Source organism: Microbacterium flavescens (genome assembly GCF_018588945.1).
GTDB lineage: Bacteria > Actinomycetota > Actinomycetes > Actinomycetales > Microbacteriaceae > Microbacterium > Microbacterium flavescens.
The window spans coordinates 558742-580125 of sequence record NZ_JAFIWA010000002.1 but is presented as its reverse complement, the minus strand read 5'-3'; the positions used below and the strand labels follow the sequence as shown (position 1 = coordinate 580125).

General features: G+C 70.9%; 17 protein-coding genes and 1 tRNA gene. 4 read left to right on the top strand and 14 right to left on the bottom strand.

Annotation, left to right across the window (positions count from 1 at the left end; genetic code table 11):
* Positions 1–19: 19 nt before the first annotated feature.
* From JX005_RS06365 to JX005_RS06330, 8 genes are all read right to left on the bottom strand, one after another.
* Entirely contained in the window at positions 20–1531 is a 1512-nt protein-coding gene (locus JX005_RS06365) for an FAD-dependent oxidoreductase (protein ID WP_214466692.1), read from the bottom strand.
* Between the two features lie 61 nt (positions 1532–1592).
* Entirely contained in the window at positions 1593–2150 is a 558-nt protein-coding gene (locus tag JX005_RS06360; protein ID WP_214466568.1) for an MOSC domain-containing protein, read from the bottom strand.
* Positions 2147–3049 (bottom strand): FAD:protein FMN transferase, encoded by a 903-nt coding sequence (locus tag JX005_RS06355; protein WP_214466567.1) that lies wholly within the window; start codon positions 3047–3049, stop codon positions 2147–2149. The genes JX005_RS06360 and JX005_RS06355 overlap by 4 nt, the downstream gene beginning before the upstream one ends.
* Before the next feature lie 2 nt (positions 3050–3051).
* Positions 3052–3516: an FMN-binding protein gene (locus JX005_RS06350; RefSeq protein ID WP_214466566.1), complete on the bottom strand. Its 465-nt coding sequence runs from the start codon at positions 3514–3516 to the stop codon at positions 3052–3054.
* 86 nt (positions 3517–3602) lie between these two features.
* Complete coding sequence (locus JX005_RS06345) at positions 3603–6317, bottom strand: cation-translocating P-type ATPase (protein ID WP_214466565.1); 2715 nt, start codon at positions 6315–6317, stop codon at positions 3603–3605.
* A gap of 8 nt (positions 6318–6325) precedes the next feature.
* Positions 6326–7360 carry a ribose-phosphate diphosphokinase gene (locus tag JX005_RS06340; RefSeq protein ID WP_214466564.1) on the bottom strand — a complete coding sequence of 345 codons (1035 nt, stop codon included), beginning with the start codon at positions 7358–7360 and terminating at the stop codon, positions 6326–6328.
* Positions 7335–8807 carry a bifunctional UDP-N-acetylglucosamine diphosphorylase/glucosamine-1-phosphate N-acetyltransferase GlmU gene (gene glmU, locus JX005_RS06335; protein ID WP_214466563.1) on the bottom strand — a complete coding sequence of 491 codons (1473 nt, stop codon included), beginning with the start codon at positions 8805–8807 and terminating at the stop codon, positions 7335–7337. The genes JX005_RS06340 and glmU overlap by 26 nt, the downstream gene beginning before the upstream one ends.
* Before the next feature lies 1 nt (position 8808).
* Positions 8809–8880 (bottom strand) — tRNA-Gln (locus JX005_RS06330).
* 116 nt (positions 8881–8996) lie between these two features.
* Here JX005_RS06330 and JX005_RS06325 point away from each other — a divergent pair.
* Entirely contained in the window at positions 8997–9494 is a 498-nt protein-coding gene (locus JX005_RS06325; RefSeq protein WP_214466562.1) for a MarR family winged helix-turn-helix transcriptional regulator, read from the top strand.
* Between the two features lie 9 nt (positions 9495–9503).
* On the opposite strand, the gene JX005_RS06320 is transcribed toward JX005_RS06325, so the two are convergent.
* From JX005_RS06320 to JX005_RS06305, 4 genes are all read right to left on the bottom strand, one after another.
* Positions 9504–11330, bottom strand: coding sequence for an ABC-F family ATP-binding cassette domain-containing protein (locus JX005_RS06320; RefSeq protein WP_214466561.1), 1827 nt, complete (start codon positions 11328–11330; stop codon positions 9504–9506).
* Between the two features lie 69 nt (positions 11331–11399).
* The gene (locus tag JX005_RS06315) at positions 11400–12761 is read right to left on the bottom strand and encodes a GNAT family N-acetyltransferase (protein ID WP_214466560.1); all 1362 of its coding nucleotides are present in this window, start codon (positions 12759–12761) and stop codon (positions 11400–11402) included.
* A 40-nt stretch (positions 12762–12801) separates the two neighbouring features.
* A complete protein-coding gene (locus tag JX005_RS06310; RefSeq protein ID WP_214466559.1) occupies positions 12802–13728 on the bottom strand; it encodes a 4-(cytidine 5'-diphospho)-2-C-methyl-D-erythritol kinase in 927 nt (308 codons plus the stop codon).
* Entirely contained in the window at positions 13725–14792 is a 1068-nt protein-coding gene (locus JX005_RS06305; protein WP_214466558.1) for an aldo/keto reductase, read from the bottom strand. Before JX005_RS06305 ends, JX005_RS06310 begins: the two co-directional genes overlap by 4 nt.
* A 180-nt stretch (positions 14793–14972) precedes the next feature.
* On the opposite strand from JX005_RS06305, the gene JX005_RS06300 reads away from it, so the two are divergent.
* Entirely contained in the window at positions 14973–16559 is a 1587-nt protein-coding gene (locus JX005_RS06300; RefSeq protein WP_214466557.1) for a stealth family protein, read from the top strand.
* On the opposite strand, the gene JX005_RS06295 is transcribed toward JX005_RS06300, so the two are convergent.
* Positions 16507–17424 (bottom strand): phosphodiesterase, encoded by a 918-nt coding sequence (locus tag JX005_RS06295; RefSeq protein WP_214466556.1) that lies wholly within the window; start codon positions 17422–17424, stop codon positions 16507–16509. The genes JX005_RS06300 and JX005_RS06295 overlap by 53 nt on opposite strands.
* 99 nt (positions 17425–17523) lie before the next feature.
* Complete coding sequence (gene rsmA / locus JX005_RS06290; protein WP_214466555.1) at positions 17524–18372, bottom strand: 16S rRNA (adenine(1518)-N(6)/adenine(1519)-N(6))-dimethyltransferase RsmA; 849 nt, start codon at positions 18370–18372, stop codon at positions 17524–17526.
* A gap of 164 nt (positions 18373–18536) precedes the next feature.
* Between rsmA and JX005_RS06285 the strand changes: the two genes are divergently transcribed.
* Together JX005_RS06285 and JX005_RS06280 are read left to right on the top strand one after the other, a co-directional pair.
* The gene (locus JX005_RS06285) at positions 18537–19973 is read left to right on the top strand and encodes a sugar porter family MFS transporter (RefSeq protein ID WP_214466554.1); all 1437 of its coding nucleotides are present in this window, start codon (positions 18537–18539) and stop codon (positions 19971–19973) included.
* A 103-nt stretch (positions 19974–20076) separates the two neighbouring features.
* The gene (locus JX005_RS06280) at positions 20077–21381 is read left to right on the top strand and encodes an MFS transporter (protein ID WP_214466553.1); all 1305 of its coding nucleotides are present in this window, start codon (positions 20077–20079) and stop codon (positions 21379–21381) included.
* Positions 21382–21384: the final 3 nt, after the last annotated feature.

Genomic DNA, 21384 nt, shown 5'->3' with positions numbered 1-21384 from the left:
ACGCAGGGGCCGGACGGGGTCAGTAGCCGCTGAAGGCGTCGGTCGTGATCGACCGGGCGCGCTCCAGGGCGGGCGAGAGGTCGGCGATCAGGCCGGCCGGACCCGAGATGTACGCGTGCCGGGACGCGATGTCAGGGACGACCCGCAGGAGGCCCTCGGCGTCGAGCCGCACGCCGCGCGCCCACATCCAGTGCGGCGGCAGGTTGTCGGGGCGGTCGCGCGTGAAGACGAGCACCCGGATGCCGGATGCCTCGAGGTCGTCGCGGTAGGCCAGCTCCGACGCGTCGGACGCGACGTAGACGAGCACGATGTCGCGGTCGGCGCCGGACGCGCGCAGGTGGCGCAGCTGCGACACGAACGGCGTGATGCCGATGCCGGCAGCCACCATGAGGATCGGCGCCGCATCGCGCTTGGGCAGCACGAAGTCGCCCCACACGCCGGTGATCGCGAGCCGGTGCCCCTCGGCGACGTGGGCGAGGGCCTTCTTGTACGAGCTCTGCGGCTTCGCCGAGGCGGCGGAGTTCTCCTTGAACGCCACGCGCAGCTGCGGCAGGTCCTCGGGCGCCGACGCGATGCTGAACTCGCGACGCGTCCCTCGCGCGTCGGGATGCGCATGCGGCACCTCGAGCTCGAGGTACTGTCCCGGCACGAAGGACAGCCGGTCGTGGACGCGGAACGTCAGCTCGCGCACGGTCGGTGTCCGCTCGGCTCGCGACGCGAGGGTCAGGCGCACCGCCGTGCGCACGGCGAAGGCGAAGGCGATGGCGTTGCCGATGAGCAGCGCCCGCTCCTGGCCGAGCGAGATCTCGCCCAGCGAGATCGGCCAGCCGGCGAGGACGCCGACGATGCCGGCGACGGTGAACTGCTGCCACCGGCGCGGCGGAAGCGTCAGCGGCTCGGACAGCATGAACGCGCCGAGGAACAGGAACGGCGACGACCACAGGATCTGCCAGAACACCGTCATCGCCTCGACCTCGAGCCCGGCGGCCTGCGACTGTGCCGCGGTGCGCAGCACGGCGATCGCGACCGCGGCGACGAGGAAGACCGCGACGACGCGGATCTTCTCGGTGCGCCACAGCACCGCCAGTCCGAGGACGATCACGGGTCCGGCGAGGGCGGGCGTGCCCACCCACCACGACGACGCGCCGAGATCCGGCCACGCGATGCTCAGCAGCGTGAGCACCGTGGCTCCGACCGCGGCCGGGTTGAAGATGTGCCGGCCGCGCCACGCGAGGAGGTACTTGGAGAGGGATGCCGCGGCCCCAGCGATCGCGATCCCGCCGAGGCCGATCAGGTCGAGCGTCGGCCCCAGCACGAACAGCAGGATGTGCGCGGTGATGAGCGACGACTCGATGCGCCACGGGAGGTGGAAGAGGCGCTGGGCTGCGGCATCCACTCCCCCGCACACGATCGAGAGCACCGCGAGCGTGGCGATCAGCTCGAGCGGATCGGGGCCGACGAGGTCGAAGAACGAGAGCACGAACGCGATGACGGCGAGCGCCGCCAGGGCGAGGTACACGACGCGGTACATCGAGACGCGCCCGAGCAGCGCGAAGACCCGGTTCCAGAGCGAGGTGAGGGAGGCGAGCACCTCAGACCACCGGGAGAGGCTCGTGGGCGCCGAGCGGCGGGATGACTCGGATTCCGTCACCCGGCCGCACCTCGCCGCCGGACAGCACGACCGACATGACGCCGGTCAGGCGCACCGTGTCGCCGTCGTCGTCGACGTAGACGAGCTCCTTCATCAGCCCTTTCGAGAGGCCGTTGATCTGGGTGCAGGGGTTGCGCAGGCCGGTGATCTCGACCACGGCGTCGTCGCCGATCTGGAGTCGGGTGCCGCGCGGGAGCCCGAGCAGGTCGACCCCGACGGTGGTGATGTTCTCCCCCAGCCCGCCCGGTTCGATCCCGTGGCCGCGCTCGGCCATCTGGTCGAAGAGCTCCGAGTGGATCAGGTGCACCTGGCGCAGATTCGGAGTCGCGGGATCGCGCCGCACGCGCGAGAGGTGCTGGACGGTCGCTCCCGCGTGCGCGTCGCCTTCGACGCCGTAGCCGGCGATGAGGGTGATCACGTCTCGGGTCGGCTTGCTGAAGCGGTGGGCGTCGTCGCGCGCGACGGCGACGACGTGGGCGGGGGACGGCGACTCGGTCACCCCTCCACGCTAGCCTCTCGCGTGAACAGGTCGGCACCGCAGGACGGCGACCAGTCCACGCGTCCGTCGGTGGTCATGCGCACCCACTCGACGCCCCACGCGTGGGCGATGCGCGGACCGCCGTCGAAGAAGAGCGCCGTCGCGACGGCGTCCGCCTGCATGGCCGTCGCCGCGACCGCCCACGTCGCCGCGATCGTGCGCACCGGCGCGCCGGTCCGGGCGTCGAGGACGTGGTGGAGGCCCTCCCCCCACGCGCGCCGATTGACCGCCGACGCGCAGAGCGCGGCATCCGACACCTCCCACACGCCGATCGCGCGCCGGAGGTCGAACGGGTGCTCCAGCCCGATGCGCTGGGAAGCGCCGCGGACGGTGATGTCCCCCCCGGCATCGACCACGAGAGACCCGGCGACCGCACCCGCCAGCTCGGCGGCGACGAGGTCGACGAGCCTGCCTTTGCCGAGTGCGCCCACGTCGATCAGCGCCGGACGATCGAGTGACAGGATGCCTCCGCCCCACGTCAGCGCGTCGGTCCAGTCCGCGGGCGCGGCGAGCGGTTCGCCGGCCTTGAGCGCGTAGCCGGCGCCGTAGCCGAGCGCCGCGAGCGAGCCGCCGACGAGCGGGTTCACCGCTCCGTTCGTCGCGGCAGACAGCTCGGCGAAGGCATCGAGCATGACCGGCCCATCGGGCGGGAGGGGCGCCGAGCCGCCGTCGGCGAGGCGCGAGACGACGGAATCGGGACGGAACCTCGACCACTCGGCGTCGAAGCGCTCGATCAGCGCGAGGACGCGACCGCGCAGCTCGTCGCCGACCGGCGTCTCGGTGACGACCTCCCACGCCGTGCCGATCGCGTCGAACCGCCAGGGGTCGACGGCGGGGCGCGCCGGCACGGAGCCGGTCATGATCAGACGGCCGCTTCGGCCTTGATCGTCTCGATCGCCTGGTTGAAGCCGCCGCTCGTCAGCGACGACCCGGCGACGCGGCTGACCGAGATCTCGTCGATGTCCTTGCCGACGACGACGTCGGCGATGCCTCCGATGAACTCGCCCTGGTACTCCTCGGACTCGGACTTCTGCGGATCCCCGACGACCTCGACGTCGGTGATGACGTCGCTCTCGAGCGTGACCGTGACGGAGATCCTCTCGACCGACTCGGGCGTCTGGTACGCCCCCTCGGCGGAGTAGGTGCCATCGGCGTAGGCGGGAGCGCCGCCCGAACCGGTGTCGGTGCCGTCGACGCCGCCGGCGTCGCCGTCAGCCGTCCCCGCGCCACCGGCGCAGCCGGCGAGGGTGAGGGCGCCGGCGAAGCCCACGACCGCAGTGGCGACGCGGATGGTGCGGGTCTGTCGGGGTGCGGTGGGGCGGATCATGTGGTCCTCCTGATGCCGGGCCTCGGTGCCGAGATTTCGCCACGCTGACCGCGTCGCTCCTCGATGGTGGCGGCGTTTCCTATGAGTCACCTCTGAGGAGTCGTCCTGCGTCGCACGGCTTTGATGCCTTCGACGGCGAAGAACACGCCGATCGAGAGCACCACTGGCAGCACCCACGAGCCGGGGGCGAGCGGTCGTGAGCCGAACAGGTCGTTCATGAACGGCACGTAGGTGTAGAACAGCTGCAGCCCGACGAGGGCGAGGGCGGACCACCACACGACGCGGTTGCCGCGGAACACGTCGACCGTGATGCTCGACCGGCTGAGGAACCGGCAGTTCAGCAGGTAGGCGAGCTGGCCGAGCGCCAGCATCGCCACCGCCTCGGTGCGCGCGTAGGCGAGATCGGCCCCGGTGGCGAGCACAGCGGCGAAGACGCCCAGCGCCGCACCGCCGATGAGGAGCGAGACCACCAGGACGAGCCCGACCTCGCGGCGGTCGATGATCGGCCCGCCGGGGGTCCGCGGCGGTCGCGTCATCACGCCCTTCTCGGCCGGCTCGTACGCCAGCGCGAGCGACAGCGTGAGGGCGGTGACCATGTTGATCCACAGCACCTGGACGGGTGTGAGCGGCAGGGTGAAGCCGAACAGCACGGCGATGAGGATGACGAGCGACTGTGCGCCGTTGGTGGGCAGCAGGAACACCACCGACTTGCGGAGGTTGTCGTAGATCCGCCGCCCCTCGCGCACCGCCGAGCGGATGGTGGCGAAGTTGTCGTCGGCGAGGACGATCTCGGCTGCCTCCTTGGTCGCCTCGGTGCCTTTGATCCCCATGGCGATGCCGACGTTCGCGCGCGTGAGCGCGGGCGCGTCGTTGACGCCGTCGCCGGTCATCGCGACGACTTCGCCGTGGGACTGCAGTGCGCGCACGATCCGGATCTTGTGCTCCGGGCTCGCCCGCGCGTACACGTCGACGTCGCGGACCACGTCCTTCAGCTGCTCCTGGCTCATCGCCTCGAGTTGGGCACCGGTCAGCACGGAGACCTCATCGCCGTCCGCCAGTCCGAGGTCGCGGCTGATCGCCACTGCGGTGCCGGCGTGATCGCCGGTGATCATCTTGACGCGGATGCCGGCGGCGTGACAGTCGGCGATCGCCTCGACGGCCTCGGGCCGCGGCGGGTCGAGGATGCCCCACACACCCAGGAACTCGAGGCCGTCGAGGTCGTCCACCGACAGGTCGCCGAACTCCGTCGCCACCGGCCGGCGGGCAGCCGCGAGGACTCGGAGCCCGTCGCGGCCGAGATCGTCGATCACGGTCTCCCACAGCCCGATGTCGAGCCGCTCCGGTCCTGACACCCCGCGCTGGCTCGTCGAGCGCTCGAGCAGGCGGTCTGCGGCGCCCTTGACCAGGATCGCGCGGGACCCGTCGGCGCCCTCGTTGAGCGTGGCCATGAACTTGTTCGCCGAATCGAACGGCACGACGGCGACCCGGGCGCTGCCGGCGGACTTCACGCCGCCCTTCAGCGCGACCACCTTGAGCGCACCCTCGGTCGGCTCGCCGACCAGGACCCAGCGGCGCTCCCCCGTGGCCGGGTCGGCGTCGGGAACGATGTGCGCGTCGTTGCAGAGCGTGGCCACGCCCAGGATGGCCGCGAGGTCACGGCCGTCGCCCGGCGTACGGCGTGGTGCGATCCCGCCGTCCGGGTCGTACCCGAGCCCGCTGACGTCGTAGTCGCCCACGGGCGTGACGATGCGCTTCACCGTCATCTCGTTCTTGGTGAGCGTGCCGGTCTTGTCGGAGCAGATCGTCGTCACCGAGCCCAGCGTCTCGACGGCGGGCAGCTTGCGGGTGATCGCGTTGCGCTGCGCCATCTGCTGAACGCCGATGGCCAGCGTGATCGTCACGAGCGCGGGCAGACCCTCGGGGATGGCGGCCACCGCGAAGCCGATCGCGGCCGAGATCAGCTCGCCGAACGGCATGTGGTGCAGGAAGCGGCCGATCGCCAGCATGACGGCGGCCATCCCCAGGATCACGAGGGTGAGGATGCGGCCGAACGAGTCGAGCTGCTTCGTCAGCGGCGTGTCGAGCGAACCCGCCTCGCCGACCAGGGTCTGGATCCGGCCGATCTCGGTGTGCGCCCCCGTCGCCGTGACCAGGCCCCGACCCTGACCGGCGGAGACGATCGTGCCCGAGAACGCCATCGAGTCGCGGTCGCCGACGCCCGCGTCGGGCGCCACGGGGTCGGTCCCCTTCGACGACGGCACCGACTCACCGGTGAGCGCCGCCTCCTCGATGCGCAGCTGGAAGGCCTGGAACAGGCGGATGTCGGCGGGCACCTTGTCGCCCGGCATGAGCCGCACGACGTCGCCGGGCACCAGGTCGGCTGCGGGGACGGTCGCCCACGTGCCGTCACGGCGAGCGTGCGCATCGGCGGACAGCATCCCTCGGATGCCGGCGAGGGCCTTCTCGGCGCGGCCCTCCTGAACGAATCCGATGACGGCGTTGATGATCGCGACGGCCATGATGACCCCGAACTCGAGCCAGTCCGCCATGATCGCCTTGATGACGGCGGCGCCGAGCAGGATGTAGATCAGGGTGTCGTTGAAGTGCGACAGGAAGCGCAGGATCGCGGGGGTGCGCTTCGCCTCGGGCAGGACGTTGCGTCCGACCGTGCGCAGACGCTCGGCCGCGGCATCCGACGACAGCCCTTCCGTCTGGGAATCGAGCGCCGACGCGACGTCAGCGACCGCGAGCGAGTGCGGCTGGCCGATGCTGTACTGATCGACGGCACCCGGCTCGCTCATCGTTCGACTCAGGCCGCCCCGTCGAACATGCTCGTGACCGAGCCGTCCTCGAAGACCTCGTGGATCGCCCGGGCCAGCAGCGGTGCGATCGGGAGCACCGTGAGGCTCGGGAACCGCTTCTCGTCGGGGATCGGGATCGTGTCGGTGACGACGACCTCGTCGATGGCCTCGCTCTGGAGGCGGCGCGGCGCGGGATCGCTGAAGATCGCGTGGGTCGCGGCCACGATGACGCGCACCGCGCCGTTCGCCTTCAGGGCCTCGGCGGCCTTCACGATCGTGCCGCCGGTGTCGATCATGTCGTCGACGAGCAGGCAGACCCGGCCGCTGACGTCACCGACGATCTCATTGACGGTCACCTGGTTGGCGACGTTGGGGTCGCGGCGCTTGTGGATGATCGCCAGCGGCGCGCCCAGGCTGTCGGACCATGTGTCGGCCACGCGCACCCGGCCGGTGTCGGGCGACACGACCGTCAGCTTCTCGCGGTCTTCTGCCGAAAGCGTGTTCTTGAAGTACTCGAGCAGGACGGGCTTGGCGAAGAGGTGGTCGACCGGGCCGTCGAAGAAGCCCTGGATCTGGGCGGCGTGCAGGTCGACGCTCATGACGCGGTCGGCGCCGGCGGTCTTGAGCAGGTCGGCGACCAGGCGTGCGCTGATGGGCTCGCGGCCGCGGCCCTTCTTGTCCTGACGCGAATACGGATAGTAGGGCGCCACCACCGTGATGCGCTTGGCGCTCGCCCGCTTCGCGGCGTCGAGCATGATGAGCGTCTCCATGAGCCACTCGTTGACCGGCGGGCCGAAGCTCTGGATCAGGAAGAAGTCGCAGCCGCGGATCGACACCTCGAAGCGGGTGAGGATCTCGCCCGACGCGAACGTGCGGTACTCGGTCGGGACCAGCTCGGTGCCGAGCTGGGCGGCGACGTCCGTCGCGAGCGTGGGATGCGAACTGCCGCGCGCGATGACGAGCCGCTTCTTGGTCTTGGCGACCAGTCCGGGCGCGATGTCCTTGTCGCGGTCGAGTTCAACGGTCTTCTTCTTGCGCCCCATCGTCCGCTTTCTGTGTCGACCGGGCCTTGGCCGCGACATCCGCCGCGCCTGTTCCCGGTCTGTTCTTCTCGACCCACCCCTCGACGTTGCGCTGAGGGGCCACGCTGAGAGCGAGTGCACCGGCGGGGACATCCTTGCGGATGACCGCCCCGGCCCCGGTCTTCGCGCCGTCTCCGATCCTAACGGGCGCGACGAAGACGTTGTGCGACCCGGTGTGCACCTCGTCGCCGATCTCGGTGCGGTGCTTGGCCAGATCGTCGTAGTTGGCGGTGATGGCGCCCGCCCCCAGGTTCACGCCGGTGCCGATCGTCGTGTCGCCGATGTACGAGAGGTGGGGCACCTTGCTGCGCTCGCCGATCGTCGAGTTCTTCGTCTCGACGAACGTGCCGATCTTGCCCTTGTCGCCGAGGTAGGTGCCCGGGCGGAGGTAGGCGAACGGACCCACGTTGGCACCCGCGCCGATCACGGCGAGCGTTGCGTCGGTGCGCGTGACCACGGCGTCCTCGCCGACCTCGCACGTGACCAGGCTCGTGTCGGGACCGATCAGCGCACCCGCTCCGACGGAAGTCGCCCGCAGCAGGTGGGTGTTGGGCAGCACGGTCACGTCCGGCGCGAGCGTGACGTCGACGTCGATCCAGGTCGTGGCCGGATCGAGGATCGAGACGCCCTCGAGCTGCCAGCGGCGCACCGTGCGCGCGTTGAGCAGACGGGCCGCTTCGGACAGCTGCACCCGGTCGTTCACGCCCAGCGCGGCGGCGGCGTCCGGAGCACTGGCGGCCGCGACGACCAGTCGCGAGTCGCGAAGCAGGGCGACCACGTCGGTGAGGTACTTCTCGCCCTGCGCGTTGGCGGTGCCGACCATGGACAGGTGGGCGCGCAGCGCCTGCGCTTCGAAGACGTAGACCCCCGCGTTGATCTCGTGGACGGATGCCTCGTCCTCGGTCGCGTCCTTCTGCTCGACGATCCGCGTCACCACGCCGTCCGCGTCGCGGATGATCCGGCCGTAGCCCGTGGCGTCGTCGAGCACGGCGCTCAGCACGGTGGCGGCGGCGGCGCCGTCGCGATGCGCGGTCACCAGGGCGGCGAGCGTGTCGGCCTCGAGGAGCGGCACGTCGCCGCTGAGCACCAGCACGTCGCCCGCGAAGTCGTCGAGCGCGTCCAGCGCGAGCTCGACGGCGCGGCCGGTGCCCGGCACCTCGTCCTGGTCGACGACGACGACGCCCGGAGCCGCGTCGACGACGGCGCCGGCGACGAGATCGCGCTCGTGGCGCACGACCACGACGACCCGGTCGGGCCCGAGCGCGAGCGCCGTGTCGATCACGTGACCGACGAGCGGGCGTCCGCCGATCCGGTGCAGCACTTTGGGCGTGCGGGACTTCATGCGCGTGCCCTGGCCCGCGGCCAGCACGATCACGGCGAGACTGCGGTCATCGTTGTTCTGGGTCATGCTCCGCCGCCAGGATTCGAACCTGGACCTAACAGCTCCAAAGGCTGTCGTGCTGCCGTTACACCACGGCGGATCACCGCGTCATGCGGCCGCCGTCAAGTCTGCCAGACCGCCCCCGGGCCTCCGCGCCCTCCGCGAGACTCCGGGGGTCGCGCCGGGGGCGCGCCGGACGACCTCGATAATGGGGGGATGGCCAAGGAGACCGACGAGGTCGATCGCATCGTCCAGGCGTGGATCGCGCAGCGACCCGACCTGGACTTCTCGCCGCTCGAGGTGCTCTCGCGCGTCGACCGCCTCTCGCGCCACCTCGACCGGGCGAGACGCGACGCGTTCCGCCGCAGCGAGCTCGAACCGTGGGAGTGGGACGTGCTGTCGGCGCTGCGCCGCGCCGGCGAGCCCTTCCAGCTCAGCCCGAAGCAGCTCCTGCAGCAGACGCTCGTCTCGAGCGGGACCATGACCAACCGCATCGACCGGCTGGTCGGCCGCCGGCTCGTGCACCGCGAAGCCGACCCCGACGACGGACGCAGCATTCTGGTCACCCTGACCGGCGAAGGGAAGACGCGGGTGGATGCCGCGATCACGCGGCTCGTCGACGCCGAAGCGGTCCTCCTCGCGACGCTGTCACGTGGCGACCGTGAGCGCCTGGCCGGCCTGCTGCGCAAGCTGAGCCTGGGCTTCGACGTCTGAGGACGGCGCTCAGTCCAGCTGCTCGGTGAGCTCGAACCAGCGCAGCTCCACCTCGTCGCGCTCGGACTCGAGTTCGCCGATCCTCGTCATCTCGGCGCCCAGGCCGACGTAGTCCGACTGATCGTGCTCGGCCAGGGCCGTGCGGGCCGCGGTGATCTGCGCCTCGAGCTTCTCGAGCCGGCGCTCCAACGCGGTGATCTCCTTCTGCGCCGCGCGCAGGTCGGCCCCGCTCAGCGCCGGCGATGACGAGGCGGCGGCGGGCGCGGCATCCGTCCTGCTCCCCTTGCCGTCCGCGGCTGACCGCTCGCGCTCGCGCAGCCGCAGGTACTCGTCCACACCGCCCGGCAGGTGGCGCAGGTGACCGCCGAGGATCGCGTACTGCTGATCGGTGACGCGTTCGATGAAGTACCGGTCGTGCGAGACGACGAGGAGGGTTCCGGGCCACGTGTCGAGGAGGTCCTCCATGGCGGCGAGCATGTCGGTGTCGAGGTCGTTCGTGGGCTCGTCGAGGATCAGCACGTTGGGCTGCTCGAGCAGGATCAGCAGCAGCTGCAGGCGGCGCTTCTGGCCTCCGGAGAGGTCCTTGACCGGCGTCGAGAGCTGGGCGCTGGCGAACCCCATCCGCTCGAGGAGCTGACCGGGGGTGAGGTCCTGCGCCTTGGAGCCGCTGCCGAAGCTGTACGACGTGCGCAACCGGGCGATGACGACGCGCACCGGGTCGTCGAGGTGCTCCTCGAGCTCGTCCAGTCGCTGGGTCAGCGTGGCCACCTGCACGGTCTTGCCGCGCTTGACGCGTCCGGAGGTGGGTTGGACGTCGCCTGAGACGAGGCCCAGGAGCGTCGACTTGCCGGCCCCGTTGACGCCGAGGATGCCGGTGCGCTCGCCGGGCGCGATGCGCCACTCGACCGGGTGGAGCACTTCGCGATCGGGACCGCCGCCGGGCGAGGGGTACGTGACCGACGCGTCGAGGAGGTCGACCACGTCCTTCCCGAGCCGAGAGACCGCGAGCGACTGCAGCTCGGTCTTGTCGCGGATCTCCGGCACGTCGGCGATGAGCTCGTTCGCGGCGTCGATGCGGAACTTCGGCTTCGACGTGCGGGCGGGGGCGCCCCGTCGCAGCCACGCGAGCTCCTTGCGCGCGAGGTTCTGCCGGCGCGCCTCGATGACCGCCGACTGCCGGTCGCGCTCTACCCGCTGCAGGATGTAGGCTGCGTAGCCGCCGTCGAAGGGCTCGACGATGCGGTCGTGCACCTCCCACGTGCGGGTGCAGACCTCGTCGAGGAACCAGCGGTCGTGCGTCACCACGAGCAGGCCGCCCTGGTTCGCGGACCAGCGGCGCTTGAGGTGCTCGGCGAGCCACGCGATCGCCTCGACGTCCAGGTGGTTGGTGGGCTCGTCGAGGAAGATGACGTCGTGGTCGCCGGCGAGGAGGGCGGCAAGGGCCACACGCCGGCGCTGACCGCCCGACAGCCCGGTGACCGGGCCGTCCCAGTCGAGCCCGTGCAGGAGCCCCGCGATGACGTCGCGCGTGCGCGCGTCGCCGGCCCACTCGTGCTCGACGCGGTCGCCCACCACCGACTGCGCGATGGTCAGCGAATCGTCGAGCGTGTCGGCCTGGTCGAGCACGCCGACCCGCACCCCGCTGCGGACCGTCACCCGGCCCGCGTCGGGCTGCAGCCGACCTGCGAGCATCGCGAGCAGACTCGACTTGCCGTCGCCGTTGCGGCCGACGATGCCGATGCGGTCGCCCTCGTCGACCCCGAGTGAGACGCCGTCGAAGACGACCTTGGTCGGGAACTCCAGGTGCAGGGCCTCGGCCCCCAGAAGATGTGCCATGTCCCCTCAAGGCTAGGCGAGCGGCGGCACCCGTGCGTCCGCGGGTGCCGCCGCCGCCGTGCCGAGGGGTCAGTACCAGATGCTGAGGCGGGGGGCGGTATGCCAGGCGAACACGCGCGCGGCAGGGGAGGCATCCGTCGACCGCACCCGGCCCGCGGCCGCCAGCGTCGCGAGCGACACTCCGCCGAGGTATGCCGCCGAGAGCTCCTCGATGCCGAGAGCGACCTCGACCGATCCGTCGGGCGCCGCGGCGCCGTCGTCCCAGGAGCTCACGGTGCCGTGCCCGTCACCGTCGACCGTCAGGACGAAACGGCCTCCCGCGTGCCCCAGCGCGTCGCTCACGTCGAGCGCGAGGGTGCCCGGAGCGCCGTACCGGCGCGCTTCGAGCGCCGTCGGCACGTCGAGGATGCGCACGTACTGGTGGTCGCGGAGAGTGACGGTCGCCGCCCGCTGGTCGGCGATCATCCAGCGCAGCGGCTCGTCGACCGACAGCTCGCCGGCGTTCACCTCCGCCACGAGGTCGAGCTCGAGCAGGAAGCGCCAGAGCGCCGCATACGCGTCGTCGGTCTCGGCCAGCAGGTAGGCGACGTTCACGCTCGCCTTGGTGAAGTCGTCGTGGTTCTCCTTGACCGAGTAGATCGCGAGGCCGCGCACCTCGCCGTCGGCGTCGGCGTACTGCACCGCGCGCTTCTCACCGGGCTTCTCGGCGGTGGGGTTCGTGCCCGCGAAGCCGTCCCAGAAGCCGCCCGGCACATCGATCTCACCCGCGACGCGCAGGCGCACGCGCTCGTGCATCGGCGCGACGAGCTCGCGCAGGCGCTCCCGCGTGATGAAGTCGACGCGTCCGTCGGGGCGCGGACCGATCCACGCGGCGCGCTTGGTCTCGATGCGCCACGATGCGCTGGCCGCCGCCGGGGCGAAGCCGTAGCGCCCGTAGAGCGTCGACTCGCTCACGGTGAGCATCGCGAGCGGAGCACCTGCGGCGACGGCGGCGCCCAGTTCGCCCTCGAGCATCGCGCGGGCGATGCCGCGGCGGCGGTGCGTGGGTGCGACGGTGACGGCCGAGATCGCGCACGACGGCAGCGCGGCGCCCCCCGGCACGGTCAGCTGCCCGATCCACGAGGCGATCGTCCCGACCGGCGCGCCGGCGATGGGCACCGCGGGGTCGTACACGCCGGTGACGCGCCGGTAGGCGCTGCGCTCGCGGCTCGAGGCGACCTGCTCGTCCGTGCGCTCGCCGTCCTGGAACCCGCGCGCGACGACCTGCAGCCACTGCGGGTAGTCGTCGCCGGCCACCGGGACCACGCGGTAGTCGAGCCCGTTCTCGGCAAGACGGGCGCGCGAGCGCTCGTCGACCGGTGCGACGAGATAGGCCGCGGCATCCACCGCCCGGCCGTCGGCATCATGCCGGGTCTCGGTGTCGATCGTCATCGTCGTTCCTTCCGTGCGGTTCTGGTGTGGGCGGGCCGTGTCAGCCGATGACCCGGGCGCCGGCGACGGGGCCGTGCACATGGAGGGCCTCGAGGCCGGCCGCCGACAGGGTCACCTGCAGCTCGAGGGCCGACTCGGGATCGCCTGTCAGGAATGCCAGCGTAGGACCGGACCCCGACACGAGGCCCGCAAGTGCCCCCGATCGCTCGCCGAGCTCGAGCGCGGCCCGCAGCTCCGGGCGCAGCGACAGCGCGGCCGCCTGCAGGTCGTTGCGGATCTGCTCGGCGAGCGCGAGAGGGTCGCCCGCCCGCAGCGCGTGCAGGACGCCCGTGTCGACATCGGGTGCACGGCTGCTCACGCCGATGTCGTTCTGCGCGCGCAGCGTGTCGAGGTGCGAGTACACGTCGGGGGTCGACAGACCCTCGGCCGCGGGCACGACGACCCAGTCGAACCGTCCCTTCGCGAGCGCCGGGCTCAGCTGGTCGCCACGGCCCGTGCCGATCGCCGTCCCGCCCATCAGCGCGAACGGCACGTCCGCACCGAGCCGGGCCGCCAGCTTGTGCAGCTCGGCGGTGCCGAGGTCGGCTCCCCACAGCGCGTCGCACGCGACGAGCGCGGCCGCGGCATCCGCCGACCCTCCGCCCATGCCGCCCGCGACCGGAACGTTCTTGACGATGTCGAGGTGCACGCCGCCGCGGTAGTCGATGGCCTGCGCCACGAGACGCGCGGCGCGCACGGCGAGGTTGCGGTCGTCGGCGGGGACGCCCTCGACGTCGACCGTGCCCGAGACCGTCACCGTGAACTCGTCGGAGTGCGACGCCCAGACGTTCTCGTACAGCGAGACGGCCTGGTACGCCGACGCCACATCGTGGTAACCGTCGTCCTGCACGCCGCCCACCTCGAAGAAGAGGTTCAGCTTGCCGGGTGCGCGCACGTGGACGCGGTCGGTGACGGCGGCCTGGGTCACGAGGTCGCCGACTCCGCCCAGAGGTCGACGTCGATGCCGTCGGAGAGCGCGTCGATCTGCTCCAGCTCCTCCGTCGTGAAGCCGGGGCCGTTGAGCGCGGCGAGGTTCTCGTCGAGCTGCGCGGGACGCGAGGCCCCGATCAGCGCCGACGCGACGACCGGATCGCGCAGCACCCACTGGATCGCCATCTGCGCGAGCGACTGACCGCGCTCCTTCGCGATCACATCGAGTCCGCGCAGCTTGGCGAGGCCGTTCTCCGACAGCGAGCGGTCCGGCATGGACGAGCGCTGCTGCGCGCGCTGCGCCGTCCCACCGGCGAGGTACTTGTCCGTGAGCAGCCCCTGCGCCAGCGGCGTGAAGGCGATCGCGCCCATGCCCTCCTGCGTCAGCACGCCCGTCAGCCCGTCCTCGACCCAGCGATTGAGGATCGAGTACGCCGGCTGGTGGATCACGAGGGGCGTGCCCAGAGAGCGGGCGACGGATGCCGCGACCGCGGTGCGCTCGGCGCTGTAGGACGAGATGCCGACGTAGAGCGCCTTGCCCTGGCGGACCAGCGTGTCGAGGGCGCCGACCGTCTCCTCGATCGGGACGTCGGGGTCGACGCGGTGCGAGTAGAAGATGTCGACGTAGTCGACGCTCATCCGGCGGAGGGACTGCTCGGCGCTGGCGAGGATGTACTTGCGCGAACCGCCGTTGCCGTAAGGCCCGTGCCACATGTCGTAGCCGGCCTTGGACGAGATGATGAGCTCGTCGCGGTAGGGCGCGAAGTCCTCGCGCATCATGCGGCCGAAGTTCGTCTCGGCCGAGCCGTAGGGCGGGCCGTAGTTGTTCGCGAGGTCGAAGTGGGTGATCCCGCGGTCGAACGCGTGGCGCAGCAGGCCGCGCTGGTTGTCGAACGGGATGTTGTCGCCGAAGTTCCACCACAGGCCCAGCGAGATCGGGGGAAGCGTCAGTCCGGAGGTTCCGACGCGGCGGTAGTCGGCTGCGTCGTAGCGGTCGTCGGCGGCGGTGTAAGGGCGATGGAGGTCTCCTCCGTTGGCACGGTAGCGCTGCTCTTCGGTCACCGGTCCAGGCTATCGGCGCATCGCCGCGACCGCAGGGTGGATGCCGCCACCGCAGGCGCCGGGCCCAGGCACACCGAGAGCCACTGTGTCAAGGGGCATGCCACGAAACGTGGTCGTAACGGACTGTGCCTAGTGTGAGCCTGGGGACTGTTCTGCGCGGTCCCCTCAAAGGAGGATTCTTTGCACCAGCTCTCGGTCGTACCCGCACCCCAGGACACGTGGTCGACACTGCTCGATCGCGCCGACATCGCGCTCGACGACGGCATCCTGCACGTCGTCCATGACGACGTCACACCCGTGGAGGCCCGCACGGCGGACCTCCTCCTGGTCGCGGAGACGCTCGAAGCCGCTGGGATCGGCGTGATGCTCATCCGGCATGGTCGTTCGGTGCCCGCGCTCGTCGTCGACCTGGCCGCGCGCGATGCGGCGCTGGAGGCGCTCGCCGGACTCGGTGAGCACGAGCCCGTCTACGTCAAGCAGAAGGGCCGCACCGTCCAGCGCGCGACCGAGGTGCGCGTGCCCGGCAGCGGGCCCGTCGCCCTGCGCGTCTACCGACCCCGCATCGCGCGGTCCGGCGGCCTGCGCTACGGCTCCGCCCTCGGTGCGCGGCTCGAGTTCTGGCGCTTCGGCGCGGAGCTCGTCGAAGCTCCGAACGACAACGCGTACACCCGCCGGCTGACGTCGGCCGACGACCTCTCGTTCACGACGGTGGAGCGGCTCGGGCGCTCGTGGCGCACGATCTCGGGCATGTTCGACCTTCAGCCGCACGAGTTCGCCTACGACGTCGACATGGTGTTCTCCTGGGTCGACGGCTCGTCCAGCGACTTCCAGCGCCAGCGCGCCGCGCGCATGGCCGAATACGTCGTCGGCGAAGGCGACGAGGGGCCGGCCCGCTACCGCCACATCGACGAGCTGCGGTACGCGCTGCGCAGCGTGCACATGTACGCCCCGTGGGTGCGGCGGATCTTCATCGCGACCGACTCGCCCACTCCCGCGTGGCTCCTCGACCATCCGAAGGTCACGGTCGTCCGCAGCGAGGAGTTCTTCGCCGATCGTTCGGTGCTGCCCACGCACAACTCGCACGCCGTCGAGGCCCAGCTGCACCGCATCCCCGGCCTGGCCGAGCACTTCCTCTACTCCAACGACGACATGTTCTTCGGTCGGCTCGTCGAGCCCGAGCTGTTCTTCACCCCGGCGGGCGTGTCCAAGTTCGTCGAGTGCGAGGTGCGGATCGGCGCAGGCGACCCCGCGTCGCACCGCAGCGGCCACGACAACGGGCTCCGCGTGAACCGGGCGCTCCTCCAGGAGCGGTTCGGCCGCACCATCGTGCGCGACCTGGAGCACTGCGCCACGCCGCTGCGCCGCAGCGTGATGGCCGAGCTCGAAGAGGCCTTCCCCGACGATCTCGCGCGGACCGCGGCATCCCGGTTCCGCTCGTCGACCGATATCTCGGTGACCAACAGCCTGTACCACTACTACGCCCTGATGACCGGGCGTGCGGTGGCCACCCGTCAGCCGCGCGTGCGCTATGTGCAGACCACGCTGACGGCGTCGCTGCGCCGCATGGAGCGCCTGGCGAACCGCACGGATCTCGATATGTTCTGCCTCAACGACGGCGGCGAGACCGAGGTTCCCGAGCAGCTGCGCACGCGTGTCGTGCGGGCGTCGCTCGACCGCATGTTCCCGGTGCGCGCGCCGTGGGAGCGCGAGGAGATCAGCGAGGCAGAGCGATCGGCTCGGTCGGCGCACCCCTCCGGGCGTCGCTGAACGGATCGACGCCGGCGAGCAGCAGGCGTCGCTGCGCCTCGTCGGCGTCGATGTGCTCGAGCGTGCGCGGCGCATCCACCGGAACGACCGAGTGGACCACCGTGTCGTCGTAGAGGTGCACGAGGTTGAACGCCTGCGCGCCGTCCTGCGGGCGGGTGCCGCCGGTCGGCACGGTGAGGTCCTGGGCGTAGCAGGTCGACGACGCGACCGACACCGGGATGCCGGCGAACGTGGCGAACGTCGAATAGTGCAGGTGGCCCGCGATGATGGCGCGGACGTCGGTGCCGCGCAGCACGGCCTTCAATCGCGACTGATCGTGCAGCTCGACGCTGGCCGCGAGGGGCAGCACGCTGGGAACGGGTGGGTGGTGCATCGCGAGGATCGTGCCGAGCGGCGCGGGGGTCTTCAGCACGTCCGCCAGCCACGCGAGCTGCTCGTCGGTGATCTCGCCGTGGTGGTGGGCGGGAACCGTGGAGTCGAGGGTGACGATGCGCAGCCCGTCCAGCTCGTCGACGCGGTCGACGGGTTCGTCCGCGCCGAGCTCGTCCCACAGCGCCTCGCGGAACGTCGCGCGATCGTCGTGGTTGCCCATCACCCAGATCACGCGTGCGTCCAGCCGCTCGGCGAACGGCTCGACGAGTCCGCGGAGGTCGGCATAGGCATCCCGCTCCCCCAGATCGGCGAGATCGCCCGTGAAGACGATGGCGTCGGGACGCACGTCGGTCGATTCGATGGCGGTGAGCGTGCGAGAGAGGCGGTCGGCGGCGTCGACGAGGTCGAACAGCTGGGATCCTCCGGCACGCAGGTGCGTGTCGCTGAGATGTAGCAGGATCCGCTCGGGCGCCGGGTACTCGGCGGTGCGCATCGGGTCTTCTCCCCGCCCTGCGGTCTTGTCAGGACTGCCCGGAATGTTACCGGCGTGTTTCGAAGGGTCAGGGAAGGCGCGGTGAACGTTGAGGGAAATCTAAGGTCGCGGGACCCGCGCGATGCGCACGAAGTCGTCGATCGACAGCTCCTCGCCGCGCGCGGTGGGCGCCACCCCGGCGGATTCCAGAACAGCGGATGCCTCGGCCGCGCTGCCCCCGAGAACGGCGGCCAGCGCCTGCCGCAGCATCTTGCGGCGCTGCTGGAACGCGGCGTCGACGATCGAGAACGTGCGACGGCGTTCGTCCTCATCGCCGCGCGGCTGCGGGTCGCGGCGGAACCCGACGAGGACGCTGTCGACGTTGGGAACCGGCCAGAAGACCTGACGCGACACCGTGCCGGCGAGCCGCCACGCACCGTACCAGGCCGCCTTCACGCTCGGGGCGCCGTAGACCTTCGAGCCGGGAGGAGCGGCCAGGCGCTCCCCCACCTCGGCCTGCACCATCACCACACCGCGCTCCAGACCGGGGAACGTCTCGAGGAAGTGCAGCAGCACCGGGACGCTCACGTTGTAGGGAAGGTTGGCGACGAGCACCGTCGGATCGCCCGGCAGCGCCGTGATGCGCAGCGCATCGGCGTCGACGACCGTCAGCGCCCCGTCGGTCACACCGTGCGCGGCGGCGGTGGCGGGGAGGCGCTCGGCGAGGCGGTGGTCGATCTCGACCGCGGTCACCGCGGCCCCCGCCTCGAGGATGGCGAGGGTGAGGGATCCGAGTCCCGGGCCCACCTCGACCACGCGGTCGCCCGGCGAGACCTCGGCGACATGGACGATCTTGCGCACCGTGTTGGCGTCGACCACGAAGTTCTGCCCCAGCTTCTTGGTCGGGGTCACGTCGAGGTCGGCGGCGAGCGCGCGGATCTCGGCGGCTCCGAGCAGGGTCACGGGCATGCGTTTCACTGTAGCCGCGCCGGGGCGCGCGGCGTGCGGGGTCGGTGCGCGCGGCGGGCGGCGCCGTGCGGGGTCGCATCCTTGACAGGCCCGCGCGGGACGGGCCAGTGTGGGCGGACACGGGCGGCTCACCCTCTCGGGTCGCTCGAACGAGGAGGTTCGACATGAGCTCAGCCCCGGCATCCGGTTCCGACATCTCCGTACCGATCGCGCGTGTCGTCCTCGTGGCGGCGACGGCGGCGCTCGGCGGCTTCCTCTTCGGCTTCGATACGGCGGTCATCAACGGCGCGGTGAGCGCCATCGGCGAGCAGTTCTCCGCCGGACCCTTCCTGCTCGGATTCTCGGTCGCCTCGGCCCTGATCGGCTGCGCGATCGGAGCCTGGTTCGCCGGTCGCATCGCCGACCGGTTCGGGCGCGTGCGCGTGATGCTTCTCGCGGCCGCTCTCTTCGTCATCAGCGCGATCGGATGCGGATTCGCGTTCGGCATCTGGGACCTGTCCTTCTGGCGCATCGTGGGCGGGCTCGGCGTCGGCGCCGCGTCCGTGATCGCCCCGGCCTACATCGCCGAGGTGTCGCCGCCCGAGCATCGCGGGCGCCTCGGATCACTTCAGCAGATGGCGATCGTCACGGGCATCTTCGTCGCGCTGCTCACCGACGCCGCGATCGTCGCGGCGGCCGGGAGCGCAACGGCTCCGTGGCTGCTGGGGCTCGAAGCGTGGCGATGGATGTTCCTGTCCGAGCTCGTCCCCGCCGTCATCTACGGGCTCCTCGCCCTCACGATCCCCGAGTCGCCTCGCTACCTCATCGCGCGCGGTGAGATGAAGAAGGCGAAGGAGGTGCTCACCCGGTACGTCGGCGGGAACGTCGAGAAGACGTCGACCGACATCCTGAAGACCGTCGAGGGCAAGCCGGATCGCCCGCGCTTCGCCATCCTGCGCGGCTCGAAGTTCGGGCTGCTGCCGATCGTCTGGATCGGAATCGGGCTCTCGGTGCTGCAGCAGTTCACCGGCATCAACGTGATCTTCTACTACTCCTCGACCCTGTGGCAGGCCGTCGGCTTCACCGAGCAGGACTCCCTCACCATCACGGTAATCACGTCTGTGACGAACATCCTCACCACGATCGTGGCGATCCTGCTCATCGACAAGGTCGGCCGCAGACCGCTGCTGCTGATCGGAGCGATGGGCCAGTTCGTATGCCTGGCGGTGCTCACCGTCGTGTTCGCCACGGCGCCCATCGTGAATGGCGAACCGGTCCTCGAGGGGGCTGCGGGCACCACCGCACTGCTGGCGGCGAACCTCTACGTCGTCTTCTTCGGGGCTTCGTGGGGACCCGTGGTCTGGGTGCTGCTCGGCGAGATGTTCAGCAACCGGATCCGGGCGGTCGCGCTGTCGGTCGCCGCCGCCGCGCAATGGGCGGCGAACTTCGTCATCTCGACCACGTTCCCGGCGCTGGCCGCCGTCGGACTCGGCCTCGCCTACGGCGTCTACACCTTCTTCGCGTTCGTGGCGATCTTCTTCGTCATCCGCTTCGTGCGCGAGACCAAGGGACGCACGCTCGAGTCGATGTCGGACGACGGTCGCACCGAAGTCCTGACCTGAGGTCAGCGAAGTCGAGGAAGTTGTGGGATGCCGCGGGCCTGTGCCCCGCGGCATCCCACACTCCTCGTCGTCGCGTGTCGCGAACCGCTCGTAGGATCAGGGGATGCCTTCGCTCGGCGACCTGATCGCACCCCGCCGCATGGGCCGCGATTTCCGCTGGCTGCTCGCGTCCTCCTGGACCAGCAACCTCGGCGACGGCATCGCGCTCGCCGCCGCCCCGCTGCTGATCGCCTCGCTCACCTCGTCGCCCATCCTCGTCGCCGCGGGCGCCATGATGCAGTTCCTGCCCTGGCTGCTCTTCGGGCTGCTCGCCGGCGCGGTCGCCGACCACCACGATCGTCGTCTCCTGGTCATGATCGCGAACGCCTCACGGGCCGTGATCGTGGCCGGACTCGTCGCCTTCCTCGTCACGGGATACGCGAACGTCTGGATCGTGCTCGCCACCGCGTTCCTCTACGGCACTGCGGAGGTCTTCGCCGACTCGGCCGGCAGCACGCTCCTGCCGATGCTCGTCAAGCCGGCCGACCTCGGCATCGGCAACGCGCGCATGCAGGCCGGCTTCCTCGTGGCGAACCAGCTCGCGGGGCCACCGCTCGGTGCCTTCCTGTTCGCAGTCGGCTCGTTCTGGCCGTTCGTGCTGCAGGTGCTCTGCGTCGCGCTGGCCGTGCTGCTCATCTCACGCATCGCGCGCACGCCGATCCCCGAGCACGACGAGGCGGCGCCGGGCACCAAGGTGCATGCGATCCGCGAAGGCCTGAGGTGGTTGGGCCACAATGCGCCGGTCCGCACGCTCGTCATCATCATCCTGGTGTTCAACGTGACGTGGGCGGCGCCGTGGGGCGTGCTCGTGCTCTACGCGACGGAGTACCTCGGCATGGGGCCTGTGGGCTACGGAGCTCTGGCGACCGCCTCGGCGCTCGGGGGCTTCATCGCGATCTTCAGCTTCGGCTGGCTCGAGAAGCACGTCTCGTTCTCCACCCTCATGCGGGTCTGCCTGTCGCTCGAGGTGCTCATGCACCTCGGCTTCGCTCTGACCACATCGCCGGTCGTGGCCTTCATCATCATGTTCGGATTCGGGCTCTACGCGTTCGTGTGGGGCACGATCTCCACCACCGTGCGGCAGCGGCTCGTGCCGATGGAACTCCAGGGACGCATCGCGTCGGTCAACATGGTCGGCGTGTTCGGCGGGCTGGTGATCGGGCAGTTCATCGGCGGTCTGCTGGCTCAGCTCTTCGGCCCCACCGCTCCCTGGTGGTTCGCGTTCGCGGGATCGGCCGTGACCCTCGCTCTGGTGTGGCGCTCCATCTCGCATATCGCCGCGGCCAAGCCGGTGCTCGACGAGAAGTCCGCCGAAGACGTCGAACGGGCGGGCGAACCGGGCGCGGGCGGGATGCCACTGCCGGACTGACCG

Excerpts from the sequence above, each read along its gene's own strand:
- JX005_RS06365 (WP_214466692.1), bottom strand. The coding sequence starts at position 1,531 with ATGTACCGCGTCGTGTACCTCGCCCTGGCGGCGCTCGCCGTCATCGCG.
- JX005_RS06355 (WP_214466567.1), bottom strand. The coding sequence starts at position 3,049 with ATGACCGGCTCCGTGCCGGCGCGCCCCGCCGTCGACCCCTGGCGGTTC.
- JX005_RS06350 (WP_214466566.1), bottom strand. The coding sequence starts at position 3,516 with ATGATCCGCCCCACCGCACCCCGACAGACCCGCACCATCCGCGTCGCC.
- JX005_RS06345 (WP_214466565.1), bottom strand. The coding sequence starts at position 6,317 with ATGAGCGAGCCGGGTGCCGTCGATCAGTACAGCATCGGCCAGCCGCAC.
- JX005_RS06340 (WP_214466564.1), bottom strand. The coding sequence starts at position 7,360 with ATGGGGCGCAAGAAGAAGACCGTTGAACTCGACCGCGACAAGGACATC.
- glmU (WP_214466563.1), bottom strand. The coding sequence starts at position 8,807 with ATGACCCAGAACAACGATGACCGCAGTCTCGCCGTGATCGTGCTGGCC.
- JX005_RS06325 (WP_214466562.1), top strand. The coding sequence starts at position 8,997 with ATGGCCAAGGAGACCGACGAGGTCGATCGCATCGTCCAGGCGTGGATC.
- JX005_RS06320 (WP_214466561.1), bottom strand. The coding sequence starts at position 11,330 with ATGGCACATCTTCTGGGGGCCGAGGCCCTGCACCTGGAGTTCCCGACC.
- JX005_RS06315 (WP_214466560.1), bottom strand. The coding sequence starts at position 12,761 with ATGACGATCGACACCGAGACCCGGCATGATGCCGACGGCCGGGCGGTG.
- JX005_RS06295 (WP_214466556.1), bottom strand. The coding sequence starts at position 17,424 with ATGCGCACCGCCGAGTACCCGGCGCCCGAGCGGATCCTGCTACATCTC.
- rsmA (WP_214466555.1), bottom strand. The coding sequence starts at position 18,372 with ATGCCCGTGACCCTGCTCGGAGCCGCCGAGATCCGCGCGCTCGCCGCC.
- JX005_RS06285 (WP_214466554.1), top strand. The coding sequence starts at position 18,537 with ATGAGCTCAGCCCCGGCATCCGGTTCCGACATCTCCGTACCGATCGCG.
- JX005_RS06280 (WP_214466553.1), top strand. The coding sequence starts at position 20,077 with ATGCCTTCGCTCGGCGACCTGATCGCACCCCGCCGCATGGGCCGCGAT.